The organism is Desulfonauticus autotrophicus (genome assembly GCF_055381725.1).
Genome location: NZ_AP042395.1, coordinates 815,284 through 840,080, shown reverse-complemented (window position 1 = coordinate 840,080; position 24,797 = coordinate 815,284). Strand labels below are relative to the sequence as shown.

The 24,797-nt window shown below is 33.8% G+C and carries 24 protein-coding genes and 4 pseudogenes; 26 read left to right on the top strand and 2 right to left on the bottom strand.

What is annotated here, in order from left to right; translation table 11 throughout:
• Window positions 1-16: 16 nt before the first annotated feature.
• From ACZ42F_RS04890 to hisA, 12 genes and pseudogenes are all read left to right on the top strand, one after another.
• Complete coding sequence (locus ACZ42F_RS04890; protein ID WP_464279965.1) at window positions 17-1,138, top strand: branched-chain amino acid ABC transporter substrate-binding protein; 1,122 nt, start codon at window positions 17-19, stop codon at window positions 1,136-1,138.
• 100 nt (window positions 1,139-1,238) lie between these two features.
• Window positions 1,239-2,141, top strand: a complete 903-nt coding sequence (locus ACZ42F_RS04885) for a branched-chain amino acid ABC transporter permease (RefSeq protein WP_029966330.1) — start codon at window positions 1,239-1,241, stop codon at window positions 2,139-2,141.
• A gap of 13 nt (window positions 2,142-2,154) precedes the next feature.
• Window positions 2,155-3,353, top strand: a pseudogene (locus ACZ42F_RS04880) (ABC transporter permease subunit).
• A 10-nt stretch (window positions 3,354-3,363) separates the two neighbouring features.
• Window positions 3,364-4,154 (top strand): annotated as a pseudogene (locus ACZ42F_RS04875) (ABC transporter ATP-binding protein).
• The gene (locus tag ACZ42F_RS04870; RefSeq protein WP_029966317.1) at window positions 4,147-4,851 is read left to right on the top strand and encodes an ABC transporter ATP-binding protein; all 705 of its coding nucleotides are present in this window, start codon (window positions 4,147-4,149) and stop codon (window positions 4,849-4,851) included. The pseudogene ACZ42F_RS04875 and the gene ACZ42F_RS04870 overlap by 8 nt, the downstream one beginning before the upstream one ends.
• A gap of 15 nt (window positions 4,852-4,866) precedes the next feature.
• On the top strand, window positions 4,867-6,324 hold the full coding sequence (gene guaB / locus ACZ42F_RS04865) for an IMP dehydrogenase (RefSeq protein WP_029966313.1): 1,458 nt from the start codon (window positions 4,867-4,869) through the stop codon (window positions 6,322-6,324).
• Between the two features lie 9 nt (window positions 6,325-6,333).
• Window positions 6,334-7,884, top strand: a complete 1,551-nt coding sequence (guaA, locus tag ACZ42F_RS04860; RefSeq protein ID WP_464279964.1) for a glutamine-hydrolyzing GMP synthase — start codon at window positions 6,334-6,336, stop codon at window positions 7,882-7,884.
• A 13-nt stretch (window positions 7,885-7,897) separates the two neighbouring features.
• Window positions 7,898-8,086, top strand: a complete 189-nt coding sequence (gene tatB, locus ACZ42F_RS04855; RefSeq protein ID WP_464279963.1) for a Sec-independent protein translocase protein TatB — start codon at window positions 7,898-7,900, stop codon at window positions 8,084-8,086.
• 179 nt (window positions 8,087-8,265) lie between these two features.
• Entirely contained in the window at window positions 8,266-9,012 is a 747-nt protein-coding gene (tatC, locus tag ACZ42F_RS04850) for a twin-arginine translocase subunit TatC (RefSeq protein ID WP_464280200.1), read from the top strand.
• Window positions 9,012-9,596 carry an imidazoleglycerol-phosphate dehydratase HisB gene (gene hisB, locus ACZ42F_RS04845; RefSeq protein ID WP_464279962.1) on the top strand — a complete coding sequence of 195 codons (585 nt, stop codon included), beginning with the start codon at window positions 9,012-9,014 and terminating at the stop codon, window positions 9,594-9,596. The genes tatC and hisB overlap by 1 nt, the downstream gene beginning before the upstream one ends.
• Window positions 9,593-10,213: a hypothetical protein gene (locus ACZ42F_RS04840; protein ID WP_464279961.1), complete on the top strand. Its 621-nt coding sequence runs from the start codon at window positions 9,593-9,595 to the stop codon at window positions 10,211-10,213. The genes hisB and ACZ42F_RS04840 overlap by 4 nt, the downstream gene beginning before the upstream one ends.
• Window positions 10,210-10,947: a 1-(5-phosphoribosyl)-5-[(5-phosphoribosylamino)methylideneamino]imidazole-4-carboxamide isomerase gene (gene hisA, locus ACZ42F_RS04835; protein WP_029968990.1), complete on the top strand. Its 738-nt coding sequence runs from the start codon at window positions 10,210-10,212 to the stop codon at window positions 10,945-10,947. Before ACZ42F_RS04840 ends, hisA begins: the two co-directional genes overlap by 4 nt.
• Here the strand turns inward: hisA and ACZ42F_RS04830 are convergent.
• Window positions 10,944-11,279 (bottom strand): hypothetical protein, encoded by a 336-nt coding sequence (locus tag ACZ42F_RS04830; protein WP_029968993.1) that lies wholly within the window; start codon window positions 11,277-11,279, stop codon window positions 10,944-10,946. The two genes, hisA and ACZ42F_RS04830, sit on opposite strands and share 4 nt — an antisense overlap.
• Complete coding sequence (locus tag ACZ42F_RS04825; RefSeq protein ID WP_464279960.1) at window positions 11,270-12,688, bottom strand: hypothetical protein; 1,419 nt, start codon at window positions 12,686-12,688, stop codon at window positions 11,270-11,272. The genes ACZ42F_RS04830 and ACZ42F_RS04825 overlap by 10 nt, the downstream gene beginning before the upstream one ends.
• A 169-nt stretch (window positions 12,689-12,857) precedes the next feature.
• On the opposite strand from ACZ42F_RS04825, the gene ACZ42F_RS04820 reads away from it, so the two are divergent.
• From ACZ42F_RS04820 to ACZ42F_RS04755, 14 genes and pseudogenes are all read left to right on the top strand, one after another.
• Entirely contained in the window at window positions 12,858-13,160 is a 303-nt protein-coding gene (locus tag ACZ42F_RS04820) for an IscA/HesB family protein (RefSeq protein ID WP_464279959.1), read from the top strand.
• A 25-nt stretch (window positions 13,161-13,185) separates the two neighbouring features.
• Window positions 13,186-13,473, top strand: a complete 288-nt coding sequence (locus ACZ42F_RS04815) for a PxxKW family cysteine-rich protein (RefSeq protein WP_029968895.1) — start codon at window positions 13,186-13,188, stop codon at window positions 13,471-13,473.
• 51 nt (window positions 13,474-13,524) lie between these two features.
• Window positions 13,525-14,457, top strand: a complete 933-nt coding sequence (locus ACZ42F_RS04810; RefSeq protein ID WP_464279958.1) for a M20 family metallo-hydrolase — start codon at window positions 13,525-13,527, stop codon at window positions 14,455-14,457.
• A 2-nt stretch (window positions 14,458-14,459) separates the two neighbouring features.
• On the top strand, window positions 14,460-14,723 hold the full coding sequence (locus tag ACZ42F_RS04805) for a hypothetical protein (protein ID WP_464279957.1): 264 nt from the start codon (window positions 14,460-14,462) through the stop codon (window positions 14,721-14,723).
• A 6-nt stretch (window positions 14,724-14,729) separates the two neighbouring features.
• A pseudogene (gene mnmG, locus ACZ42F_RS04800) lies at window positions 14,730-16,611 on the top strand (tRNA uridine-5-carboxymethylaminomethyl(34) synthesis enzyme MnmG).
• A complete protein-coding gene (locus ACZ42F_RS04795) occupies window positions 16,612-17,391 on the top strand; it encodes an ABC transporter permease (protein ID WP_464279956.1) in 780 nt (259 codons plus the stop codon).
• Entirely contained in the window at window positions 17,388-17,888 is a 501-nt protein-coding gene (locus tag ACZ42F_RS04790) for a P-loop NTPase family protein (protein WP_464279955.1), read from the top strand. The genes ACZ42F_RS04795 and ACZ42F_RS04790 overlap by 4 nt, the downstream gene beginning before the upstream one ends.
• An 18-nt stretch (window positions 17,889-17,906) precedes the next feature.
• Window positions 17,907-18,878, top strand: coding sequence for an MlaD family protein (locus ACZ42F_RS04785; RefSeq protein WP_464279954.1), 972 nt, complete (start codon window positions 17,907-17,909; stop codon window positions 18,876-18,878).
• Between the two features lie 47 nt (window positions 18,879-18,925).
• Complete coding sequence (locus tag ACZ42F_RS04780) at window positions 18,926-19,516, top strand: hypothetical protein (protein ID WP_464279953.1); 591 nt, start codon at window positions 18,926-18,928, stop codon at window positions 19,514-19,516.
• The gene (locus tag ACZ42F_RS04775; RefSeq protein ID WP_464279952.1) at window positions 19,503-20,549 is read left to right on the top strand and encodes a PilZ domain-containing protein; all 1,047 of its coding nucleotides are present in this window, start codon (window positions 19,503-19,505) and stop codon (window positions 20,547-20,549) included. The genes ACZ42F_RS04780 and ACZ42F_RS04775 overlap by 14 nt, the downstream gene beginning before the upstream one ends.
• An 18-nt stretch (window positions 20,550-20,567) precedes the next feature.
• A complete protein-coding gene (locus ACZ42F_RS04770) occupies window positions 20,568-21,389 on the top strand; it encodes a hemolysin family protein (RefSeq protein WP_464279951.1) in 822 nt (273 codons plus the stop codon).
• Window positions 21,349-22,890, top strand: a complete 1,542-nt coding sequence (lnt, locus tag ACZ42F_RS04765; RefSeq protein WP_464279950.1) for an apolipoprotein N-acyltransferase — start codon at window positions 21,349-21,351, stop codon at window positions 22,888-22,890. Before ACZ42F_RS04770 ends, lnt begins: the two co-directional genes overlap by 41 nt.
• Window positions 22,883-23,992 (top strand): annotated as a pseudogene (prfB, locus tag ACZ42F_RS04760) (peptide chain release factor 2). Before lnt ends, prfB begins: the two are co-directional and overlap by 8 nt.
• Entirely contained in the window at window positions 23,985-24,797 is an 813-nt protein-coding gene (locus ACZ42F_RS04755) for a GGDEF domain-containing protein (protein ID WP_464279949.1), read from the top strand. Before prfB ends, ACZ42F_RS04755 begins: the two are co-directional and overlap by 8 nt.

The following is a 24,797-nucleotide window of genomic DNA, read 5'->3' as shown; positions in this document are numbered from 1 at the left end:
AGTAGGAGGGGGTATTATGGGTAAACTTTGGAAAGTGTTGTCTTTGGTAAGTGTGACTATTTTTTTAAGCGCATCTATGCTTTGGGCTGCTGAAACCCTTAAATTTGGGGTGGCTGGCGCTCACTCTGGAGACCTGGCTTCCTATGGTCTTCCATCTGTGAATGCAGCTGAATTGGTAGCGCAAAAGTATAATGCCAAAGGTGGTCTTTTGGGTAAAAAGATTGAGATTATTAAGGGCGATGATCAGTGTAAACCTGAGCTGGCTACTAATGTTGCCACCAAGATGGTTTCTGATGGAGCTGTAATTGTTCTGGGACACATTTGTAGTGGAGCTACAAAAGCTGCTTTACCTATTTATAAGGAAGCTAAAATTGTTGTTATGTCTCCTTCTGCCACCAATCCTCCTTTGACTCAAAGTGGCGATTATCCCAATTTTTTCAGGACTATTGCCTCTGATGATGCTCAGGGGAAATTAGCTGCAGAGTTTATTATTAAAAAACTCAAACTAAAAAAAGTAGCTATTATCCATGATAAGGGTGACTATGGAAAGGGTTATGCTACTTATGTAAAACAATTTATTGAACAAATGGGTGGAGCTAAAGTGGTTCTCTTTGAAGGAGTTACTCCTGGTGCTGTGGACTACTCTGCAGTAGTGCAAAAGGTTAGAAGGTCTGGAGCTGATGTGGTTGTTTTTGGTGGTTATCATCCTGAAGCTTCTAAGATTGTAACTACCATGCGTAAGAAAAGAATGAAAATTCCTTTTGTCTCTGATGATGGAGTAAAGGATGATACCTTTATTAAAGTAGCTGGTAAGTATGCTGAAGGTGTATATGCCACTGGTCCTAAGGATGTTTCTGCTAATCCTTTGTACAAACAGGCTGAAGAAGAGCATAGAAAGGCTTATGGCACTGCTCCTGGAGTCTTTTTCTTTAATGCTTATGCTGCAGCTCAATGTATGTTAAATGCCATTGAAAAAGCTGGCTCCACCAAATATGAAGATATTGTAAAAGTCTTGAGAACTGAATATGTAGACACTCCTTTGGGTAAAATTAGATTTGATGAAAAAGGTGATGCTGAAGGTGTGGGCTTTTCTGTTTATCAGGTTCAAAATGGTAAATTTGTAGAATTAGCCAAATAATTCGAGACTGTTATTTGATGCTTTAAAACAAAGGGTAGGTGTATGTGAACGCCTACCCTTTGGATTTTCATAAAATCCTTTTGTAAAGAGGCAGATTACCATGGATTATTTTTTGGAGTTATTTTTTGGCGGCTTAACTCGAGGAAGTATTTATGCTTTGATTGCGCTTGGTTATACCATGGTCTATGGAATTATCGAACTCATTAACTTTGCCCATGGTGAAATTTATATGATAGGAGCTTTTACAGCTCTTATTGTAGCTGGAGTATGTTCTTTGTTGGGGCTTAATCTAATTTCTATTTTAATTCTGGCTATTATCATCTCCATGTTTTATTCAGCAGCGTATGGTTATACAGTGGAAAAGATTGCCTATAAGCCATTACGTAATGCCCCAAGACTTTCTCCTTTGATTAGTGCTATTGGTATGTCCATATTTTTACAAAATTATGTTTTACTAGCACAAACTTCTGATTTTGTTCCTTTTCCCAGTTTGATTCCAGAATTTGAATTTATGGAGCCTGTGGCCCATATTATGGGTTCATCAGAATTGGTAATCATTGTAGTAACTGCTATTGCTATGGTTATTCTAAGCCTTTTTATTAAGTTTACTAAGATTGGAAAAGCCATGCGAGCTACTGCTCAAAATAGAAAAATGGCTCTATTGTGTGGCGTCAATGTGGATAGAGTCATTTCAGTTACCTTTATTATTGGTTCAGCTTTAGCTGCCTTAGGTGGAGTATTAATTGCCTCTCATATAGGGCAAATCAACTTTTATATTGGATTTATTGCTGGCATTAAGGCCTTTACTGCAGCTGTACTGGGGGGAATTGGTTCTATTCCTGGAGCTGTGTTGGGTGGTTTGGTTTTGGGCTGGACAGAAAGTTTTGCTACTGGTTATGTTTCCAGTGATTATGAAGATGTATTTGCCTTTTGTCTGTTGGTTATAATTCTTATTTTTAGGCCTGCAGGTATTTTAGGCAGAACCAATACTCAGAAAGTTTAAGGATAGATAAGCGATGAGAGAGATAATTAAGTCTTTACAGGTTTCCCTTTGGTTTATGTTTTTAACCTTTCCCATTATGGTGATTCGAGTTGATACCGTAGAAAAAACTGTCCAGTGGAGATGGGCAAATCTTTTATATGTAGGGTTAGCTTCTTTTTTCTTTCTTTTATCTGGAGATTTTTAATTAAAAGAAAAGAAGAAGGAAGTAAAAAAGAAGAAAGCAAAGAAGAAGGCTTGACCTTTGTACAAAAAATTATTGCTACTCCTAAGTATAGTAGACCAATTTATGCTTTAGTATTTTTATTTTTATTAATTTTTCCCTGGATAGTTTCCACTTATCAAACTAATATTATGATCTCAGCTCTTATTTACGTAGTGTTGGGGTTAGGGTTAAATATTGTAGTGGGTATAGCTGGTCTTTTGGATTTAGGATATGTAGCCTTTTATGCCGTGGGTGCTTATGCCTATGCCCTTTTAAATTATCACTATCACTTAGGCTTTTGGACCGTATTGCCTTTAGGTGGGCTTTTAGCTGCTATCTTTGGTATTCTTCTGGGTATTCCAGTTTTAAGGCTTAGAGGAGATTATTTGGCTATTGTTACTCTGGGATTTGGTGAGATTATCAGGTTGATTTTGGAAAACTGGAATGAATTTTCCTTTGGACCCAGTGGTATTGCCAATATTCCCCGCCCTGGGTTTTTTGGTATGAAGTTGGGAGTGGAAGAAGCCACCATTTATATTTATTATTTGATGATCTTAATGGCCATTATAACCATTTTTGTGGTAAACAGGTTGCAGAATTCTCGTCTGGGTAGAGCCTGGCTGGCCTTAAGGGAAGATGAAGTGGCCTGTGAAGCCATGGGCATAGATAGAATGAAAACCAAGCTGGCTGCCTTTGCTCTGGGAGCTACCTGGGCTGGTTTTGCAGGAGTAATTTTTGCGGCTAAAACCACTTTTATTAACCCTGCCAGTTTTACTTTTTTAGAGTCTGCCATTATTCTTTCCATAGTGGTTTTAGGAGGTATGGGCTCCATTGTAGGAGTTATTTTGGCTGCCTTTTTAATGATTTTGTTGCCTGAGTATTTACGAGCCTTTTCTGAATATAGAATGCTTCTTTTTGGAGCGGCAATGGTTTTGGTGATGGTGTTTAGACCTCAAGGACTTATTCCCAGTGTTAGGCGTAAGTATGTTTATGATTTAAAGGAGAGGTAGAAAGGAAGTTATGGCTGAAGCAATCTTAGAAGTAAGAGAACTATGTAAGGATTTTGGTGGGTTAAGAGCTTTGGACCATATTGATTTGGAAGTTTATCCAGAGCAAATTGTAGCTTTAATTGGTCCTAATGGTGCGGGTAAAACCACCTTTTTTAATTGCGTTACTGGTATTTATGAACCTACAGAGGGAGATGTTTTTATTTTAGACCGTAAAGGTAGAAAAAAAGAGTTAATGGTTATAAACCCAATAAAGTTACAGAGCTGGGATTGGCCAGGACTTTTCAAAATATAAGACTTTTCCCCAATATGACCGTTTTAGAAAATGTTATGATTGGGAGACACACCAGGACAAAATCCTGGATTTTTGGAGCACTTTTTCGGGACAGGCGAACTAAAGAAGAAGAAAAAGAAACTATAGAAGTTAGTTATGAGATTTTGAAAAAGATGCGTTTGGAAAAGTTTGTTAATGAGTTGGCTTCCAACTTGCCCTATGGTGCACAGCGAAGATTGGAAATTGCCAGAGCTCTGGCCTCAGAACCCAGTTTGTTACTCTTAGACGAACCTGCAGCAGGGATGAATCCTCAGGAGACAAAAGAACTAGAAGGATTGATTGAGCAGATTCGTGACCAAGAAAAGATAGCTATTTTGCTGATTGAACATGATATGAAACTGGTAATGAATATCTCAGATGTGGTTTATGTGATGGAGTACGGTAGGCTTTTGGCAAAGGGAACTCCTCAAGAGATTAAAGAAGATGAAAGAGTGATAAAAGCTTATTTAGGTGAGGATCATGATGCTTGAGCTTAAAGGTGTTTGCACTTTTTACGGAAAAATTCAGGCCTTACACGAGGTGTCTTTATCTGTACAAGAGGGAGAAATTGTAACTTTAATTGGAGCTAATGGAGCAGGTAAAACCACTACTCTTATGTCTATTTGTGGTATTGTTCCTGCTAAAAAGGGAGAAATCTGGTTTCAAGGAGAGCCTATTCACAAGCTGTCTCCAGATCAGATTGTGGCCAAAGGTATTATTCAAGTTCCAGAGGGAAGGCTTATTTTCCCACGCATGACAGTAATGGAAAACTTGGATATGGGAGCTTATTTGCGTAAGGATAAAGCAGAGATAAAAAGAGATTTGGATTATATTTTTGACCTTTTTCCCATTTTGGCAGAGAGAAAAAATCAACTGGGTGGGACTTTAAGTGGTGGAGAGCAGCAAATGCTGGCCATTTCCAGAGCGCTTATGGCAAGACCAAAAGTGCTTCTTTTGGATGAGCCTTCTTTGGGTTTGGCTCCTCTGGTGATTAAGCAAATATTTAAAATTATTGAAAAGATTAACAAGCAGGGAACGACCATTTTCCTGGTAGAGCAAAATGCCCACCAGGCTTTAAAGATTGCTCATAAAGGGTATGTGATGGAAAATGGACGGATTGTAATGGAAGATAGTGCAGCCAATTTATTAACCAATGAAGATGTAAAGAAAGCTTATCTGGGCTTATAATTTTTAGGAGGTAATATGGAAAAAATAGTGGGCACTGGTTTAACTTTTGATGATGTATTGCTTCTGCCTGCTTATTCTGAGGTCTTGCCAGACCAGGTTGATTTGAAGACTAGGCTTACTCCTGAGATAGAGCTTAATATTCCTCTTTTAAGCGCAGCTATGGATACAGTAACTGAGGCCAGGATGGCTATTTCCATGGCTAGAGCTGGAGGAGTGGGAGTTATTCATAAAAATATGACCATTGAGCGTCAGAGACTGGAAGTTGAAAAGGTAAAGAAATCAGAAAGTGGGATGATTTTGGACCCTGTGACTGTTAGTCCTGAAGATAGTGTGGCCTATGTTCTGGAATTAATGTCTGAATACAGAATTTCTGGACTTCCTGTTGTAGAAGGAGATACCTTAAAAGGGATTGTTACCAATAGGGATGTTCGTTTTGTAGAAGACTTGCGCACCAAAGTAAAAGAGGTAATGACTAAAGAAAATTTAATTACTGTTCCAGTGGGAACCACTTTGGAAGATGCTAAAAAGATATTGCAGAAGAAAAAAGTAGAAAAATTATTGGTAGTGGATAAAGAAAATAAGTTAAAAGGTCTTATTACTATAAAAGATATTGAAAAGGTAAGAAAGTATCCCAATGCCTGTAAAGATGTGTTTGGTAGGCTTAGAGTGGGCGCAGCTGTAGGAGTGGGTAAAGATAGAGAAGAAAGGGTAGAGGCTTTACTTAGAGCAGGAGTTGACTTTATTGTGGTGGATTCAGCTCATGGGCATTCCAAAAATGTACTGGATACAGTAAGAAGCATTAGGAGTGCTTTTCCCCATTGCCAGATTGTAGCTGGTAATATTGCCACCTATGAAGGTGCTAAAGCCTTAATTGAAGCTGGAGCTGATGCAGTAAAAGTGGGAATTGGGCCTGGTTCTATTTGTACTACCAGAGTAGTTACAGGGGTGGGGGTACCCCAAATTACAGCTATTATGGAAGCAGTAAAAGCTTGTAGAGAAAAGGATAAATGTCTTATTGCTGACGGTGGAATTAAGTTTTCTGGAGATATTGTTAAAGCCATTGCTGTTGGTGCTGATTCAGTAATGATGGGTAGTATGCTTGCTGGTACAGAAGAAAGCCCTGGAGAAACTGTACTATATCAGGGAAGGACATATAAAATTTATAGAGGTATGGGCTCTATAGATGCTATGAAAGCTGGTAGTTCAGACCGTTATTTTCAGGATAGTTCACATAAACTTGTCCCGGAAGGAATTGTAGGTCGCGTTCCTTTTAAAGGTCCTGTTAGTGAAACTATTTATCAATTGATTGGTGGTCTTCGTTCTGGTATGGGATATCTGGGATGTAAAAATATTAAAGAGTTGCAGACTAAGAGTAGAATGGTACAAATAACAAATTCTGGTTTAAAAGAAAGTCATGTGCACGATGTAATTATTACCAAAGAAGCTCCCAATTATAGAATAGAAAATTATTAGAGGTTTTTTATGTTTACAGGAGATAAAGTCCTTATTTTAGATTTTGGTTCTCAATATACCCAGTTAATTGCCAGAAGGGTACGAGAAGAAGGGGTGTATTCAGAAATACATCCATGTAATATTAGTTTGGAGGAGATAAAAGCCATAAATCCCCAGGCTATTATTTTGTCTGGAGGGCCTGCCAGTGTTGTTCAGGAAAATAGTCCCAAAATAGACCCTGCCATATTTGACTTGGGGTTGCCTATTCTGGGAATTTGCTATGGAATGCAGTTAATAAGCTATCTTTTAGGTGGTAAGGTAGAGCCTGCAAAGGTAAGAGAATATGGTAGGAGTTCTTTAGAACTTTTGACTTCTTCTCCTTTATGGGAGGGTATTTGGCCTGATCATAAAGAATTTACAGTTTGGATGTCCCATGGCGATACTGTTTTAGAAATTCCTCAAGGCTTTGAAGTACTGGCCAAAACCGAGAGCATAGAGTTTGCTGCTATTGGGGCTCGAGAAAAAAATATTTATGCCTTACAGTTTCATCCAGAAGTGGTGCATACGGATTTTGGTAAACAAATTATTGCCAATTTTCTGTTTCAAATTGCCAGGCTTGAACCTTCCTGGTCAATGAGTTCTTTTATTGATAATGTTTTGGAAGAAGTAAAAGTCCAGGTGGGAGAAGATAAAGTAGTTTGTGCTTTAAGTGGAGGAGTTGATTCTACTGTAGTAGCTGTTTTGCTCAACAAAGCTTTGGGTCATAAATTACATTGTATTTTTGTAGATAATGGACTTTTACGTTTGAATGAAGGTGAAGAAGTTGTATCTTATCTTAGAAAGCACTTTGATTTAAATTTACATTATGTTCAAGCACAGGATTTGTTTTTAAATCGTTTAAAAGGTGTTACTGATCCAGAGGAAAAAAGAAAAATTATTGGCCATACTTTTATAGAAGTTTTTGAGCAAGAAGCTAAAAAAATAGAAGGTGTAAAGTGGTTAGCTCAGGGCACCCTTTATCCAGATGTTATAGAAAGTATCTCCTATAAAGGTCCTTCTGCTGTAATTAAAAGCCATCACAATGTGGGTGGACTGCCAGAGAAAATGGACTTAAAGCTCATAGAGCCTTTAAGGGAATTATTTAAAGATGAAGTGAGAAAAGTGGGTATAGAGCTGGGATTACCTGATTTTATCATCTGGCGTCATCCTTTTCCTGGTCCTGGTTTGGCTATAAGGATTGTGGGAGAGATTACTCCAGAACGTTTAGAGATTTTAAGGCAGGCAGATAAAATCGTACAAAATGAACTTTTAGAAGCTGATTGGTACAGAAAGGTATGGCAGGGTTTTGCTGTTTTACTGCCTTTAAAAACCGTGGGTGTCATGGGTGATGAAAGAACTTATGAGCATGTAGTGGCTTTACGGGTTGTAGATAGTATAGATGCCATGACTGCAGATTGGTCTAGACTTCCTTCAGAATTATTGGCACGTATTTCCAATAGGATTATTAATGAAGTTAAGGGCGTAAATAGGGTAGTCTTTGATATTTCTTCTAAACCTCCTAGCACCATTGAATGGGAGTAATAAGGTGGCCTAAATGTTTGGAATAGGTTCAACTGAGCTTTTAGTCATTCTAGTAGTTGCTTTGATTGTTATTGGTCCTTCTAAATTGCCTGAAATTGCCAGGACCTTGGGTAAGGCTATGGCTGAGTTCAAAAAGGTTTCTACAGATGTAAAAAGAACAATTGAACAGGAAATAGAAAAGAAGAAGAAAAAAGGCAGCTGAAGAAGCAAAAAAAGGAACTGGAAAGTAAAACAATACAGGAAGAAAATCCAGAGAAAGAAGAGATTTCCAGTTCTAAGAGCACAAACGAGGAGTCAAAAGCCTAAATGAGTGAAGAATTAAAAAACGAGGGACAAGACGCCCAGGCAGAACAAGAGGTTCCTTCTTCTGAAGGGACAGAAATGACCTTTACTGAACATTTAGAAGAACTAAGGCAAAGGTTAGTTCGTTGTATTATTGCCATTGTGGTGGGATTTTTAGGTAGTTATGCCTTTTCTAAAGAGGTCTTTAATCTTTTAATGCAACCCTTGGTAAGAGTTCTTCCGCCCAATAGTACTTTGATTTTTACTTCTCTCCCAGAAGCCTTTTTTACTTATCTGAAAGTTTCTCTGGTTACAGGAATTTTTGCTGTTTCTCCTTATATTTTTTATCAACTATGGCAATTTATAGCTCCTGGTCTTTATGAAAATGAGCGCAAGTATCTTTTACCTATAGCCTTTTTTTCTGGCATCTTCTTTGTATTAGGGGCTCTTTTTGGCTATTTTATAGTATTTCCCTTTGGATTTCAGTTTTTTATGGGCTTTGCCACTGAACTCATCCGTCCCATGCCTACCTTGCGGGAGTATTTTAGTTTTTGTGTAAAATTGCTTTTTGCCTTTGGTCTTATCTTTGAACTACCTCTTTTTATTTTCTTTTTGGCCAGATTGGGAATGGTCACCAGTAGTGGGCTTAGAAAGAAGAGGAAATATGCCATTTTAATTGCTTTTGTAGTTTCTGCTATCTTGACTCCTCCAGATGTGGTGACCCAAACATTAATGGCAGGACCTTTGATTATTTTATATGAACTGGGAGTATGGATTGCTTATTTTTTTGGTAAAAAAGAAAAGCGAGCCAAAGAAGACTTACCTAGCAAAGCAGGAGAAAACTAATGCGTCAGGCAAGTTTTGAGCGTAATACCAAGGAAACCAGGGTAAAGGTTTTTTTAAACCTTGATGGACAAAGAGAGATAAGAGTTAGTACCGGACTTGGCTATTTGGACCACATGCTGGAACTTCTGGCTTTTTGGGCTTCGTGGGATTTAAAGGTAGAAGCCCAGGGTGATTTAGAAGTGGATGCACATCACACCATAGAAGATATTGGCTTATCTCTGGGAAGTTGTTTGGATAAGGCCTGGCAAGATAGAAAAGGGATACTTAGGGTAGGTCAGGCCAAGGTTCCTATGGACGAAGCTTTGGTAGAGAGTATCGTGGATATTTCTGGAAGACCTTTTTTGGTCTGTAAGGGGTTTTCCCAAGTTCCTGCTCTGGTTTTTGGGGAAGAAAAAGATGTGTTTAGAGAGTTTTTTAAAAGTCTTAGTTTTAGCGCCAGGTTTAATTTACACCTTATTTTTCACTATGGTTCCAATGGACATCATCTTTTAGAGGCTGCTTTTAAATCTTTAGGACTTGCTATGAGAGAAGCCTTAACTTTAGTGTCAAATCAAATTAGCAGTACTAAAGGGAGCTTAGATTGAGAATAAAAAAAATATTTATAATCTTTTTTCTTTTTTTATTAGGATGTACTTCTTCTAAACCTATTTATAAATTTGAAGAAAAAAATTTTTCTTTAGCTATTGCTCCTTTTCATCTGCCCAGTGGGTCCTGGGAAATGCTTGCTGGTTACTACCCAGTGGATAAAGATATTGATTCTAAGGTGTTAAATACTCTTAATAGCAATTTAGAATCCTTATTGGTTCAAAAAAAAGTTAACTTTATTTCTTTTAAACTGGTCTCACCTTGTTTAGAACTTATTAAAAGCAAAAAGACTTTGTCCATGTTTGAGTTCTGGGTGCAGGTGGGTAAATGCGTTCCCTGTGATTATTTGCTCATTCCTTATATTTATAAATATAAAGAGAGAGTGGGGGGAGAATATGGAGTAGAGGAGCCTGCTTCTGTAGAATTTGACCTCTTTTTACTTAATATCAAAGAAAAAAAGATTGTTTATCGCTATCATTTTGATGAGCGCCAGCTCTCTTTGAGTGAAAATTTACTTAATTTAAAAAAGTTTATTACCCGCAAAGGTAAATGGATTAAGGCTGAGGAGTTGGCAAGAGAAGGAATGGAATTGGGATTGGAGGAAATGGGATTATGATTATTTTTCCAGCTATTGATATTAAAGATGGACGCTGTGTTCGCTTGCGTCAGGGCAAAGCCAAGGAAGAAACAGTTTATTTTGATAATCCTGTAGAAGTTGCTTCTTTTTGGGAAAGTCAAGGCGCTCAATATTTACATCTGGTAGATCTGGATGGAGCTTTTGCTGGAGAGCCTAAAAACCTTTCTTTGATTCAAGAGATTGCTAAAAAGGTAAAGATACCTCTTCAATTGGGAGGGGGAATACGCAATATAGAGATTGCCTCTTATTATTTTGAGGCTGGAGTTACAAGGCTTATAATTGGCACCTTAGCTTTAGAAAATCCCGAAGAGTTTGCCCGGCTGACCGCTAAATTCCCTGGTAAAATTGGAGTTTCTTTGGATGCAGAAAAGGGAACTCTTAAGAGTAGAGGATGGGTTAAAGATACAGGGCTTAAAGTGGAACAAGTAATCCCTGAACTCATAGAGCAAGGAGCCTCTTTTTTAGTTTATACTGACATTTTAAGGGATGGGATGCAATCAGGAGCCAATATTTCGGCTTTAAAGAAAGTTTTGCAAATTTCTTCTATACCTGTGCTGGTGGCAGGAGGCATTCACAATTTAGAGGATATAAAGAAACTTTATCCTTTAAGCAAAGAAGGACTGGAAGGAGTAATTACTGGCCGGGCAATCTATGAAAAAACTCTTGACTTAAAAGAAGCTTTGTCTTGGCTGGAGCAACAAAAAATATCTTAGTGTTCTAGAATACAATTTTCTAAGGCCTTATCAATATAAATAGGATATTGTTTCATTTGTCCGTTTTTTATTTCGATACGCAACATTTTCCATTCTTCATAATCAATATAATCAATCTGACCTTTAGCCTGAGGACTTAAGTGTTGGCTGAGAGACTTAAGTAAATCTTCTAAATCAAAATAAAAATTATCCCAAGAGAAAAAGTCTAATCTGTTTTTGTTTATTTCTATTTCTTCAATGGAAAAATTTTCCAGGATTTCTTTTATTTTTTTTAAGTTAGCAGAATTATCTTCTATATAACCGTATTTTTTGTAAAATTTGTCTATAGCCATAGGTAGACCTTATAGCTATTTAATAGTAAAAAAGTGCTGATAAAGGGATTATTTTCTTCTATAATGCACACATTATTTGAAGACTTCCAGACATTAGCATATAGTTTTATATATGAATTTTTTTGTTGAAGAATAGTTAGACTTATTTTTTCTTTAGTTAGTATATTATTATTCTTTAAGTCGTCAAGAGAAATAGAAGTAGATAATTTTTTTTCTTTAATCCCTAAAATAGAAAATATATTTTCAGAGTTAACTGAAGGTGTATATAAATAGTTAGAGTTAAAATTGTTGGTGTTTATCTTGGTTATTTTTTTATTTTCTTTTTTTAGAAAAATAGCTTTTAAATTAAATTTTTTTAAAAAAGATTGCACCAGGTTAATATTGCTTGGTATTTTATCTTCTAAAATAAATATTGCATACAAATTGTCATTTATTTTAACTAACTTATTGGCTTTTATCTCCAAAGAATAATCAGTGTTATTTATAATAAAATTATCCTGGCTTTTCCAGATTTTTATTTGCTTTGGACTTTTCAGGGCAAGTATATCCAGGGCTTGAGAAATTTTAAAAGAAGGAAGCCTGATAATAGTATAGGGAAAATTATTGTTTTGGGATTTGTTTTTTTTGAGGGTTAGAAGGACTTTATCTCCCCAGGGGGTGTTAAGCAAAATGTTTTCTTTTAAATCAATATAAACCCATTCTCCATTTGTTCTGGGAAAATAGGCCTTTAAACCAGGAGTTATAATGAATCCCAGTTCTTTTAATATTAACTCTAGATTCTTTTTATCAGACTTTACAACACTAACTTTTTTTATTTTTGTTTTGGGAGGTTGAAGAGAGACCGGAATTGCACTTTTTGTTTTTAATGTTTTAGCTAAGTTTAGAGGTATGGGTAGATTTATTTTATCTCCTACTTCCAATTTGTTTGGGTCTATATTGGGGTTTATAGTCTTAAATATTGTTAGGTATTCGTTAAATATCAAATTATTAGGAATACCAACTTTGTCTCGTAAAATCTTTACAACATTATCTCCTTTTTTTACAATATAAAAAGACTTTTTATACTTATACTTTTTTAAATATGAATAATTTTTAGATTTTACATATATTTTAGGTATTAGCAAAATGTCATTTTCTTTTAGGTTTGAAAGGTCTTTTATGTGAGGATTTATTTTTTTAATAATTTTTACTACATGTGGTATTTTTCTTTCTGGTATACCTTGTTCTCTTAAAATTTTATATAACCACTCTCCCTTTTTAACCTTATATTTAATTAAGTGTTTTTGAGAAATGACCATTTTTTTGGTAAAGAAAAGTCTGGGCAGTTTTTTACTCTCCACAGGGAAAGAGCAAAAATTTAAGAAGAGTAAGAAGAGAATAAGGGAGAAAAATATCTTTTTTGCTTGCATGCCTCTTTCCTTAATAATTTTTTTCTTTATTTCAAGTAATTGTTTTCATATAATTTCAATTTATTTTAGTAGTAAAGAGTTAAACTCAATTTTGTCTAAAGCTAAAAATTGACAAAAACTAAAACAAACCTTAGTTAATAAGACTTCAATTTTTTCGGAGGTTTTTTATATGTTTAATTTGACTGAAAAGGCAAAGGTTCAGTTGGAGCGTTATTTTGCAGAGCAAGAAAAGGCTCCTATCAGAGTTTATATGGCTGCTGGCTGAGGTGGGCCAAGATTGGCACTTGCTCTGGATGAGCAAAGAGAAAATGATAGGGTGTTTGAGGTAGAAGGTTTTACCTTTTTAGTGGAAGAGAGTTTATTTAATAGCGCAGCTCCAATTACTGTTGATATGAATGAAATGGGTTTTGTGGTTAAATCCGCTTTACCTATGAATTCTTCTGGAGGTTGCAGTTCTTGCACTTCCTGTTAATAATTTTTGAGGAGGTGGAATTTATATGAAATGCACTACTGTTAGACCAGGTTTTGAATGTGCTTTTATGACAGATAAAGGGTGTTCCTATAAAGGTGGACAATGTTATCCTGTTGTAGAGCAATGCGAAGGTTGTGAAAGAATCAAGGAATTTGACGGAAATAAGTATTGTCTGAGTTATCCTGAACCTGCTGTTAAATGGGCCCATAAGGCTTGTAATTTTGCTACTCATGTAAAGGCTGTAGTAGATAATAGCGGGCAAGTAAAAGTTAACCCCTTAAAGGCTTCGAAGCGAGCTGCTAGGGGAAGATAAAAAAATAAAAAGGCCCTCTAGAGGGCCTTTTGTTTTTTACAGGAAAGCTATATGGATAAAGGTATCTTAGAATACAGAAATGAAGTAATTTATCTTCAACAGGAATTGGTGCAAAGAACTGCTTTGGGTCCAGAAAATGGTGGTCAGGGAGAAGAAGAAAAGGCTTATTTTTTAGTTGATTATTTAAAAAAGCTAGGTCTTAATCCCCAAATTTATTGGGCTACTGATACAAGGGTGGCAAGTGGAAAGCGTCCCAATGTTGTAGCCAGGTATGCTGGAAAAAGTTCTAAAACCCTCTGGATTCTTTCTCACCTGGATGTGGTTCCTCCAGGTGATTTATCTTTGTGGAAGAGTAATCCCTATGAGATTGTTGTAGATGGGGACTATATTTATGGAAGAGGAGTAGAAGACAATCATCAGGGGATTGTTTCTTCTCTTTTGGTTTTAAAACGATTGAGAGAACTAGATATAACTCCTGATTATTCTCTCGGCCTTTTATTTGTTGCTGATGAAGAAACAGGTAGTAAATATGGTTTACAATACCTGTTAAATCAGGATATTTTTCAGCCGGATGATTTATTCTTAGTTCCTGATCACGGTACTCCTGAAGGAGATAGTATTGAAATTGCTGAAAAGAGCATGTTTTGGTTGAAAATTATTGTGGAAGGTAAACAGTGCCATGCTTCTGTTCCAGATAAGGGTATCAACTCCTTGGTAGCCAGTGCAGATTTTATTTTGCGCTTAGAAGAGCTAAAAAGTATTTTTCCTCTAAAGAATCCTTTGTTTGATCCTGATTGCTCTACTTTTAGTCCCACCAAAAAAGAAGCCAATGTGGAAAATATAAATACGATTCCTGGTAAGGATATTTTTTATTTAGATTCCAGGGTATTACCTGAATATAAGCTAGACGATGTGTTAGAAGAAATAAGAAAAATTGGTCAAGAGGTGGAAAAAAGAGAAAGGTCAATATTAAGTATGAAATAGTGATGCAAGAGCAAGCTGCTCCCATTACTCCTGAAGAGAGTGAAGTTGTAACTTGTTTAAAAAAGGCTATTTTTTCTGTGTTAAAGAAAAAAGCCAGGTGTATTGGAGTTGGGGGAGGGACTGTAGCTGCCTTTTTGCGAAGAAAGGGCTTTGAGGCAGCTGTTTGGTCTACTTTGCTTGGTTTTGCCCATCAACCCAATGAGCGTTCTTCCATAACTAATACCCTAAATGATGCTAGAGTAATGTTTAAGATGCTTTTTAAGTAATAAAATATGTCTCCTTACAAAGAACCCTTTCCAGAAGTTTTTGACCTTATAGTAGTAGGTGGAGGTCATGCTGGATGTGAAGCAGCTATGGCTGCCAGTAAACTTGGGCTTAAGACCCTTTTGTTGACTTTAAATATTGACCGTATAGGTCATCTTTCCTGTAATCCTGCCATTGGTGGTTTGGCCAAGGGGCATATGGTAAGAGAAATTGATGCCCTGGGCGGCATGATGGGAATATGGGCAGATAAGGCTGCCATTCAGTTTCGTACTTTAAATACCAGGAAAGGACCTGCTGTTCGCTCCACTAGAACCCAAATTGATCGTAAAGTATATTTAAATGTGGTACAAAGGGATATCTTTTCCCAAAAAAATCTCTGGGTAAGAGAAGGGGTAGTGGAAGAGGTTTTGGTTGAAGGAGATGAAGTAAGAGGGGTTAGAACTTTACTGGAAGAAACTATCCTGGCTAGAAATGTTCTTCTTACCACAGGAACCTTTTTACAGGGTCTTATTCATGTTGGACTTAAAAATTATTCAGGTGGACGTTTTGGCGATCCTGCCAGTAAAGGTCTTTCCTTATCTCTGAAAAGGTTGGGAATTGAACTGGGAAGATTAAAAACAGGAACTGTTCCCAGATTATTAAAAGATAGTATTGATTTTGAGCAAATGGAGGTCCAGGAAGGAGATAAGGATATTAGACCCTTTAGCTGTTTTCTAAGGGACCTTATTTACCCCAGCTTCCTTGCTACATTACCTATACCAACTTAAACACGCATGCAGTTATAAAAAAGGGGTTTGAGCGCTCTCCCCTTTTCAGGGAATAATTAAAGGTGTAGGAGCTCGTTATTGCCCCTCTATAGAGGATAAGGTTGCCAGGTTTCCAGATAAAGAAAGGCATCAAATCTTTGTAGAGCCTGAAGGTCTGGATAGTCCTGAAGTTTATCCCAATGGTATTTCCACTAGCCTGCCTTTGGATATCCAGAAGGAGATGTTAAAGACCATTCCTGGACTGGAACAGGCTGTAATTGTGAGACCTGGCTATGGGATAGAATATGATTTTGTCTATCCCACTCAGTTAAAGCCCACTTTAGAAAGCAAAAAGGTTCGAGGACTTTTTTGTGCGGGTCAGATTAATGGAACTTCTGGCTATGAAGAAGCTGCCGTCCAAGGACTTTGGGCTGCCTTAAATGTCTTTTGTAAGTTAGAAAAATTAGAACCTTTTGTTTTAGAGCGCAGTCAGGCCTATATGGCTGTTTTAATAGATGACTTAGTTACCAAAGGTACTGAGGAGCCTTATCGGATGTTTACTTCCAGGGCTGAACATAGACTTCTTTTAAGAGAAGATAATGCAGACCAGCGCTTAACTCCTGTTGGCCGTAAGCTGGGATTGGTGGGAGATGAACAGTGGCAACTATACACAGATAAAATAAGTAAGTTAGAAGAATTAAAGGATGGACTGTTTGCTATAGAAATAAGACCGGATAAGACCACTTGTTTACAGTTAGAAGAGATTGGTGCTTCTTTACCCAAAAAAAAGGTAAGCCTGGCACACATTTTAAGGCAACCTCAGATAGAGATAGAAGATTTAAAAATTTTCTGGCCAAAAATTATGGATTTTGCTAAAGATATTCGCAAGGAAGTGGAAATTTTAGTTAAATACGAAGGCTACCTGCAAAGACAAGAGGAATTGGTGCGTTCTTTTAAAAATTTAGAAAAGATAAAATTGCCAGAAGGTCTAGACTATACCCAGGTTCCAGGACTTTCTAGAGAAGTAATGGAAAAATTAGATAAAATTAGACCTATAAATTTAGGGCAAGCAAGTCGGATCTCGGGGGTGACTCCAGCAGCTTTACAATGTTTGGAAATTTATTTAAAAAAGATATCAAAATAAATGTTTAACAGATTTATTCTTTTTTTAGGTAGAGTATTCTTAAATAAATTTTTTACCTATTTTCACGCCTTAAACATTCTATTTTCTATATTTACTTCTATTTTTAATTTTAAAATTTTTAATAAAGCTATTTTTAGAGTTTTTATCAGACAAATTTACTTTACTGCTGTGCAGAGTATTTTCCCGATGTTTGTTTCTGCTCTTATTCTCGGGGGGATAGTTGTAAATTATATTTTAAAAATACTTATAAATTTAAATAGCTATGATAGGATAGGTGAATTTATAGTAATTTCTGTTTTTTATGAACTTGCTCCTATTGTTGTGTCCTTGATTATCTTAATAAGGTCTTCAACAGCTGTAATATCTGAGATTTCTTTAATGAAACTTAATGGAGAACTGGATTCTTTAGCTATTTTGGGTATACCTATAAAGGAGTATATTTATTTGCCACGAGTCTTAGCTTTTTTAATTAGCTTTCCTTTTTTGAATTTTTTTTTCATATTTGTAAGTTTAATTGGTGGATATTTAATGTTAGGGTTTTTATATGGGATAAATTATGAAAATTATATAAATCTAATAATAGATTATCTCAGCTTAAAAGACTTTATTATTGTTTTTTCTAAATCAATCTTATTGAGCTTTCTATTATCTTTAGTTTCTATACAAAAAGGAGTTACTGTAAAGTCTTCAATTACTGAAGTACCAATAAATTTAATAGATGGGATGATGTCTATTTTGTTAGGAATTGTCATTATAGATATTTTATTTAATTTGATATGATAAATGAATTATACATATTATTAAAAAATAAAAAAAATACTTTAATAGTGTTGCAGGATGAGAAAAAGGAAGATATAGTTAGTAACTTTTTTTCCTTAAGTGGTGGCAATATTGGTATTGTTAGCTCTAAGTTTCCTTTACTTTCTAATCTGGAAACGGTTGAAAATGTTTTTTTACCTCTGATGTATAAGAGAAATCTTTCTTTAAGGCAGTGCTGTGAAAAATTTTATCCTTGGCTTAAGGGACTTGATTTGGAAAAAATAATGTGGTTAAGAAAAGAAAAACTTAGCTCTGAAGAAATTTTTCGGGCTATGTTTTTAAGGGCTCTTTGTGCGGAGTCAGAGATTATTTTTTTTCAATATCCAAAAGTATCAGAAATAGAGTTGGTGGTTAAATTTTTAAAAGAATTTGAAATAAATAGATTTATATGGATTTTGGTTACTGCTGAAAAAGTTTCACAATTTTATAAATTTAACTTTGAACAGGTAGAGTTATAGATGTTTTTCGATAAAAAAATGAAAGAATATGAATATAAAGTTGGCTTTTTTTTGTTTTTGTTTTTAATATTTTTGATTACTTTTCTGGTTTACTTTGGCATTAAAAAAGACATTTTTTCTAAAAGAGTTACTTATTATGTTATTAGTAAATCAGGAGATAGTATAGAAAGAGGAATGCCTGTTAAATTATCTGGGTTTAAAATTGGAGAAGTAGATAAATTATTTCTGGACAATATTGATTATGTTAAAATAAAAATCAAAATTTTAGATCGGTATAAAAAATGGTTTAGAGAGGATACAAAAATTATTTTAGATCAAGAAGGATTAATAGGTAATCCATATTTAAAAATTATTCCTGGAAGTGAAAATAGTCCTATTGTTCCTCCCGGATCTGTGATAAAATTAACAAAAGTTGCTGGATTTAAAGAACTTTTAATAGAAGCTCAACCTGTAGTAGAAGATTTAAAAGTGATTGTAGCTAATATTAGAAAAATAACAGATCAATTTTTAGATAAAAAAGGGAGCATGCAAAGAACTATTACTAATCTAGAACAACTTACAGATAAGATGTTACAAAATAGAGGTTTATTATACTATTTAACAGAAGATAAAAAACCTGTAGAAAAAATTGATAAATTACTTACTCATACTGATGAGCTCACTCTAAATTTAACCAGATTTATAACTAATGCTACTTCTCGTATTGAAGATTTAGAACCTATAGAAAAAGAATTTTTAAATATTACCAAGGATGTTAAGGGATTTGTCAATGATCTCAGGTCCATGAAGAAAGATATAGATCCAATTCTAAAAAATATTCAAGATGTAAGCAAGGAGTTAAAAAAAGCTACCCAGGATGTATATTTATTAAAGATGGAAGCGGAATATACTTTAAAGGTGGGTAATGATCTTTTAGAAAATCTTAAAGACAAATGGCCTTTTAAAGAACCTGAAAAATCTTCAAAAACTTTGGAAGTACCAAATCCATGAGAAAATTTATTATTTTTACTTTAAGTATTTTTTTACTTTCCTGTTCCTTGGGGAGCAAAAAAGACCCTTATCTGATTAAACCGGGAATTGATCTGGGTTATGACTACCAAGCTAAGTTTATTAAACATTTTTTAAAAGGAGAAAAGTGTAAAGCTAAATATTACTTTTATAAATCTAATAATATTTTTGCTAGATTTGATAAACTGGATGAGATTGGAAATAATTATTTTAATTTATACAAGTTAGAAAAATATTTGGGAAAAGAAATTAATTACTTGTATACTAAAGCCGTAGAGTTTAATCCTTTTATTCAAAATAAGTCTGAAAAGGATGCTTTATATTCTAAATTGTTGCATCAGAAAGATACTAGTTCTTTACTCAATTTACTAAAAAAAGAAAAAAATCCTCTTTATCGTTCTGTTTATGCGAGAAAGGCTATTACTGTTGCAGAGAATAAGAAGGTGAAGAAAAATTTTCTCAACCTGGCTTTTGCTGTGGATAAGCAATACGGTTGGGTATTGTTTTTGATCGAAGATTGGAAGTTAGCCAAGCACATACTTGATACTCCTGAAGCTGATTTACATATTAAAGTGCTTACCAGCGCGCTAGAGCATTGTGAGTTTGATGACAATTTATAGTTTATCCAATAATTTTATTTTAAGTCAGCTCAGAAAATCTTTTGCAGCTACTGGTGTTAGTGAAGAACTAATCCAATATATTTACTACTTTTTTTTATTTTTTCTATTCACAATACCTATCTTAATTTTAATTCATTTTACTGTTAATTATTTTCTAAAGAAGAAAGAAAATGATTATGGATCTGTTTATGATAAAGATATTTTAAAGGATGTATTTAATATGGCTCTTTTACAACGGAGCCGTTTTGATGTTCGAGTTGGAAAAACAAAGTCAACTTTTTATTGTACATTAATTGACTTTGATAATGGTTATTTATACTTAGAGTTGCCTAGTTACTTAAAAATAAGTAATATTTGGTTTAAAAGAAAAATAAATTGTTTTTTTAAAATAGGAAAAGATAAGCTTTCTTCTATATATTATAACTTTTCAACTCAAGTAGAAGATTTTTATTTAGATAGAGGAGTTTATATTCTTAAAGTTAAGTTTCCCTTAAAATTATATTTAGGACAGAAAAGAAAATTTTTACGCGTATCTTTGCCTTCTAAGTATATCAAAGAAATTAAAATTTGGACGGCTAAGTTAGATAAGTATTCTGGATTTTCTAAAGATCCTCTTACTTGGTCTAATCCTATTGGGATTTATAATGAAAAAGAAAAGGGGCTCTTGTTGAAAGATATATCTAGTGGTGGAGTTAAACTTGGTATTAGAAAAGATTTGATACATAATACTGTTGATTTTAAGCGAGAAAATGAATACCTTTTTTTTTATTTAAAGATAAATTATCCTAAAGAATTAAAAAAAGATTTTTTTTATTTTATTTGTAGATTGAAAAATTATTATTCAGAAGAAAGTAAAGATTATTACTTTTGGGGATTGCAATTTGTAGCGAGAGGTGATTTAGTTTGGGATAAAGAACAGCAAAATAATTTTTTAAACTGGAAAGATTTAGATAGTAATAGGGGCGATGAAATTTTGGGTAATTGGCTTTTTAAAGTCTATTTAGATATGTATAGAGAAAAAGGATTAGCTTAAAACTATAGGGAGGTTAAAGTGGAAGACTCTGGTGAGATTAAATTTTGGGATTGGATAAAAAATTTTTTCTCATCTAAAGATAATTCTTCTCTGCAAGAACTTTTAAGTGAAGCAAGAGAAAATGGTATTTTAAAGAATGATGAATATCAGATGCTTTTGAATGTATTAAAACTTGCAGAGATTCAAGTAGATGAAATTATGGTTCCTAGAACTGATATGGTTTGCGCAGATGTTGAAAGTGATATAGATGATGTTGTTAAATTAATAATAGAAAAAGGACATTCTAGGATTCCTGTCTTTAAAGATAATAAAGATCAAATTATAGGTATAATTCACGCTAAAGACTTATTAAAATGTTATTATTTAGATGATGAGGATAAAAAATTACAGTCTATAATGCGTAAACCTTACTTTGTTCCTGAAACTAAGAAAGTAAGAGAATTATTATTGGAGCTTAAGTCCAAAAAAATTCATATGGCAATTGTTTTGGATGAATATGGGGGCACTTCTGGTTTGGTTACTATGGAAGATATTTTAGAAGAAATTGTAGGTGAAATAGAAGATGAGTATGATCGTCCTCGTCCAAAAGAGATTGTCACCCTGGAGGATGGTGGTTATCTTCTCTCAGGGCGAGTGTATTTGGAAGAGATTGAGGAAGAGTTGGGGATAAAGTTAGTTTCTGAACAAGTAGATACATTAAGTGGGTATTTATGTGAAAAATTAGGTAGGGTTCCCCAAAAGGGAGAAGAGGTGGTGGAAGAAAATTTTAAAATGATTATTGAAGAAGCAGATTTAAAACATGTTCACTGGGTTAAACTTTATTTTTTACCCGAAAAATAAATTGGACTGGCTATTGCTTTTTAAATTGACAGTCCTTTTTTCTATCCTGTTTTACTTTGCCTATCCTAATAATTATTTTAACTTTCCTCCTTTTATAATTTTATTTTTTTTGTTTTTAAATTATTACGCCTTAAAAAAAAAAATATGTAATAAAGAAATATACTTATCTTTAGCTTTTGCTTATTCTACTTTATTATACTGGATATATTATCCTTGTTATGTTTATGGTAATATCCCTTTTTTAATTTCTTTAATTTTTCCTTTTTTTCTTGGTTTATACTTAGCCTTATATCCTTTCTTTTACTTTTTATTCTTAAAATTTTTTTTTAAAGAAATAAATATTTTGTTTTTAAGTCTAATAGCTCCCTTATTCTGGATGTCTTTAGAAATAATAAGGGAGTTTTTATTTTCTGGGTTTTCTTGGCCAGAATTAGCTTTATGCTTTTCTCCTTATCCTTTTTTTATTCAAATAATAAAATATACAGGAAGTAAAGGCATATCTTTTTTAATTATATTTTTATCTATTTTGTCTTTAAGTGATAAAATATATCATAAATTTATAGCTTGTTTATGTTTTTTAGCTTTTATTTTTGTAAATTTTTACTTGTTTAATTTGCCAAATAATTTTAAAAACACAAAATATATAAAAATGGTCCAAGGAAATATAGAACAAGATAAAAAATGGGATAAAAAATATCAATTAGAAACAATTGATAAATATGTTAAGCTGTCAAGAGATGATGATTTAAGAAAAATTGATTTAATTGTCTGGCCAGAAACAGCTTTACCCTTTTATTTGCAAGAAGTAAATGAGTTATCATCCAGGGTAAAGAGTTTTGTTAAACAAGAAAATGTGTTTTTAGTTGTAGGTGCTCCAGGGTATAGATTTGTAGATCTAAAAAAATACTATTTATATAACAGAGCTTATCTTTTATCCCCTAAGGGAACTATTTTGGATTATTATGAAAAACAAAAGCTTGTACCCTTTGGAGAGTACTTGCCCTTTACTTTTTTATCATCCTGGTTTAGTTTTTTTTATGACGGTGTGGGAGACTTTGCACCAGGAGAAAGAACAGCTCCTCTTGTTTTTCAAAATTCCCAAGTGGGTATTTTAATTTGTTATGAGATTATTTTTTCTTCTCTTGTAGAAGAAAGGATTGGAAAGGGAGCTGAAGTTATTGTTAATATTTCTAATGATGCCTGGTTTGGTAATACTTCTGGACCTTATCAACATCTTTATTTAAGTGTTTTAAGAGCTGTTGAACAAAACAGGGCTGTAGTTAGGTGTACTAATAGTGGCATAAGTGCTTTTATTTCTCCAAAAGGAAAAATAACTAAAAAGATTGGGCTTTTTACCAGTGGAGCTATTTCAGAAAAAGTCCCTTTTATAAAAGAAAAGACTTTTTTTAATAAATATTTTTACTACTTTTATAATTTACCTTTTGTTATTTTAATTGTTTTCTTTTGTTTATTTTTTGGGAGGAGAAGGTTTAATGCTTGATTTAAATGAAATAAAAACAAAATCTGCTGATATTATTGCTAGATTAAATAATTTATGGAGGCGTCTTTGAGTTAGAAAAAAAGAGAAGAACTTGCATCTATAGAAAAAAACTAAGCTCTCCTTCTATTTGGGAGGAGCACGAAACGCTTACTCCTATTTTAAAGCAAAAGAGAAGTTTGGAGAATTTGGTTCATAAGTGCAGGGATATTCAGAATAAAAAAGAAGATGTTTTAGTCTGGATAGAGTTATTTGAAGAAGAAGGGGTTTCAGAAGAAAACTTTAAGGAAATTGAAGAGCAGTTAAATTCGCTAAAAGCAGAATTAGACCTATTAGAAATGGAATTGCTCTTGGCAGAAGAGGAAGATAAGTCTTCTGCCATTTTAGAAATTCATCCAGGAGCAGGAGGAATAGACGCCCAGGATTGGGCAGGTATGCTCCTTAGAATGTATCTTCGGTGGGCAGAAAGACATTCCTTTCAAGTGGAGTACTTAGATTATTTAGGCAGTGATGAAGCTGGAATCAAAAGTGTTACCTTACTAATTAAAGGTCTTTATAGTTATGGTTTTTTAAAGGGAGAAAAAGGTACGCATCGCTTAATCAGAATTTCTCCTTTTGACTCTTCTGGAAGGAGGCATACTTCTTTTGCTTCTGTAGATGTTTATCCGCAAGAAAGTGAGGAGATAGAGATAGACCTTAGAGAAGAGGATTTAGAAATAGAAGCTTTCAGGGCTGGTGGGCCTGGAGGACAACATGTGAATAAAACCAGTTCAGCAATTAGAGTTGTACACAAACCTACAGGTATTGTAGTTCAATGTCAGAATGAAAGGTCTCAATTTAAAAATAAAGAAATTGCTTTAAAAATATTAAAGGCAAAGCTTTTACAGTTGGAGCTGGATAAGAAAAGAGAAAAAAACAAGTAGAGTATAATTCTAAGGGCCAAATATCTTTCGGGAATCAAATTAGAACCTATACTTTACATCCTTATAAACTGGTAAAAGACCATAGGACAGGATATGAACATACAAATGTTGAAGATGTTTTAGATGGTAACTTAGATAATTTTATAAAAGAATATTTAATTCATTTTAATATAAATGCATAAAGAATATTTAGATAAATTATATCAAGAAATTTATTCTCTGGAGAAGAGAATAATAAGAGAAGATAATTTAAACTCAGATAAGTATCTAGTTTATACTTTATTGGATAAAATAGAGGAAGTAGATAGCCTGTTAAAAAATTCCAATTTTAATAAATATAATTGGAAGTACTTGAAGTTAACAAAAAATAAATATAGTTTATCTCTAAGTATTTTTGAATTAATACAATCTTTATCTAAATCTAGAGATACTGATTATCTTACTACTCTTTATAATCGTTTGTTTTTTGAGAAAACTTTGAGTAGAGAATTGGATGATGCAATAAAATTTTCACTTCCTTTATCTTTACTTTTATTTGATATTGATAAATTTAAATTAATTAATGATAATTATGGGCATGATGTAGGAGATATAGCGTTAAAAGAAGTGGCTTTAGCTTTAAAGGAAAGTATAAGGTCAAATGATTATGCTTGTAGAATTGGTGGGGAAGAATTTGCTATTATTTTAAAAGGAAGTGGATATAAGCAAACAAGTATTATAGCTAAAAGAGTTTTAGATAATATTAGAGCTAAAAAAATATGTGTAAATGATAGATATATAAATATAACCTTGTCCTGTGGAGGAGCAGTTTATTTAGGAAGAGGTAAAGTCACTAAAGAAGAATTATTTAAAATTGCAGATAATAATTTATATAAGTCAAAAAGAGAAGGTAAAGATAGATTTTACATTTCTGTTTGGATTAAAAAACAAGAGTTGTCTTCTACTTTAGTTGGGGAAGAAGAAAAAAATTTTCTATATAAGAGCTAG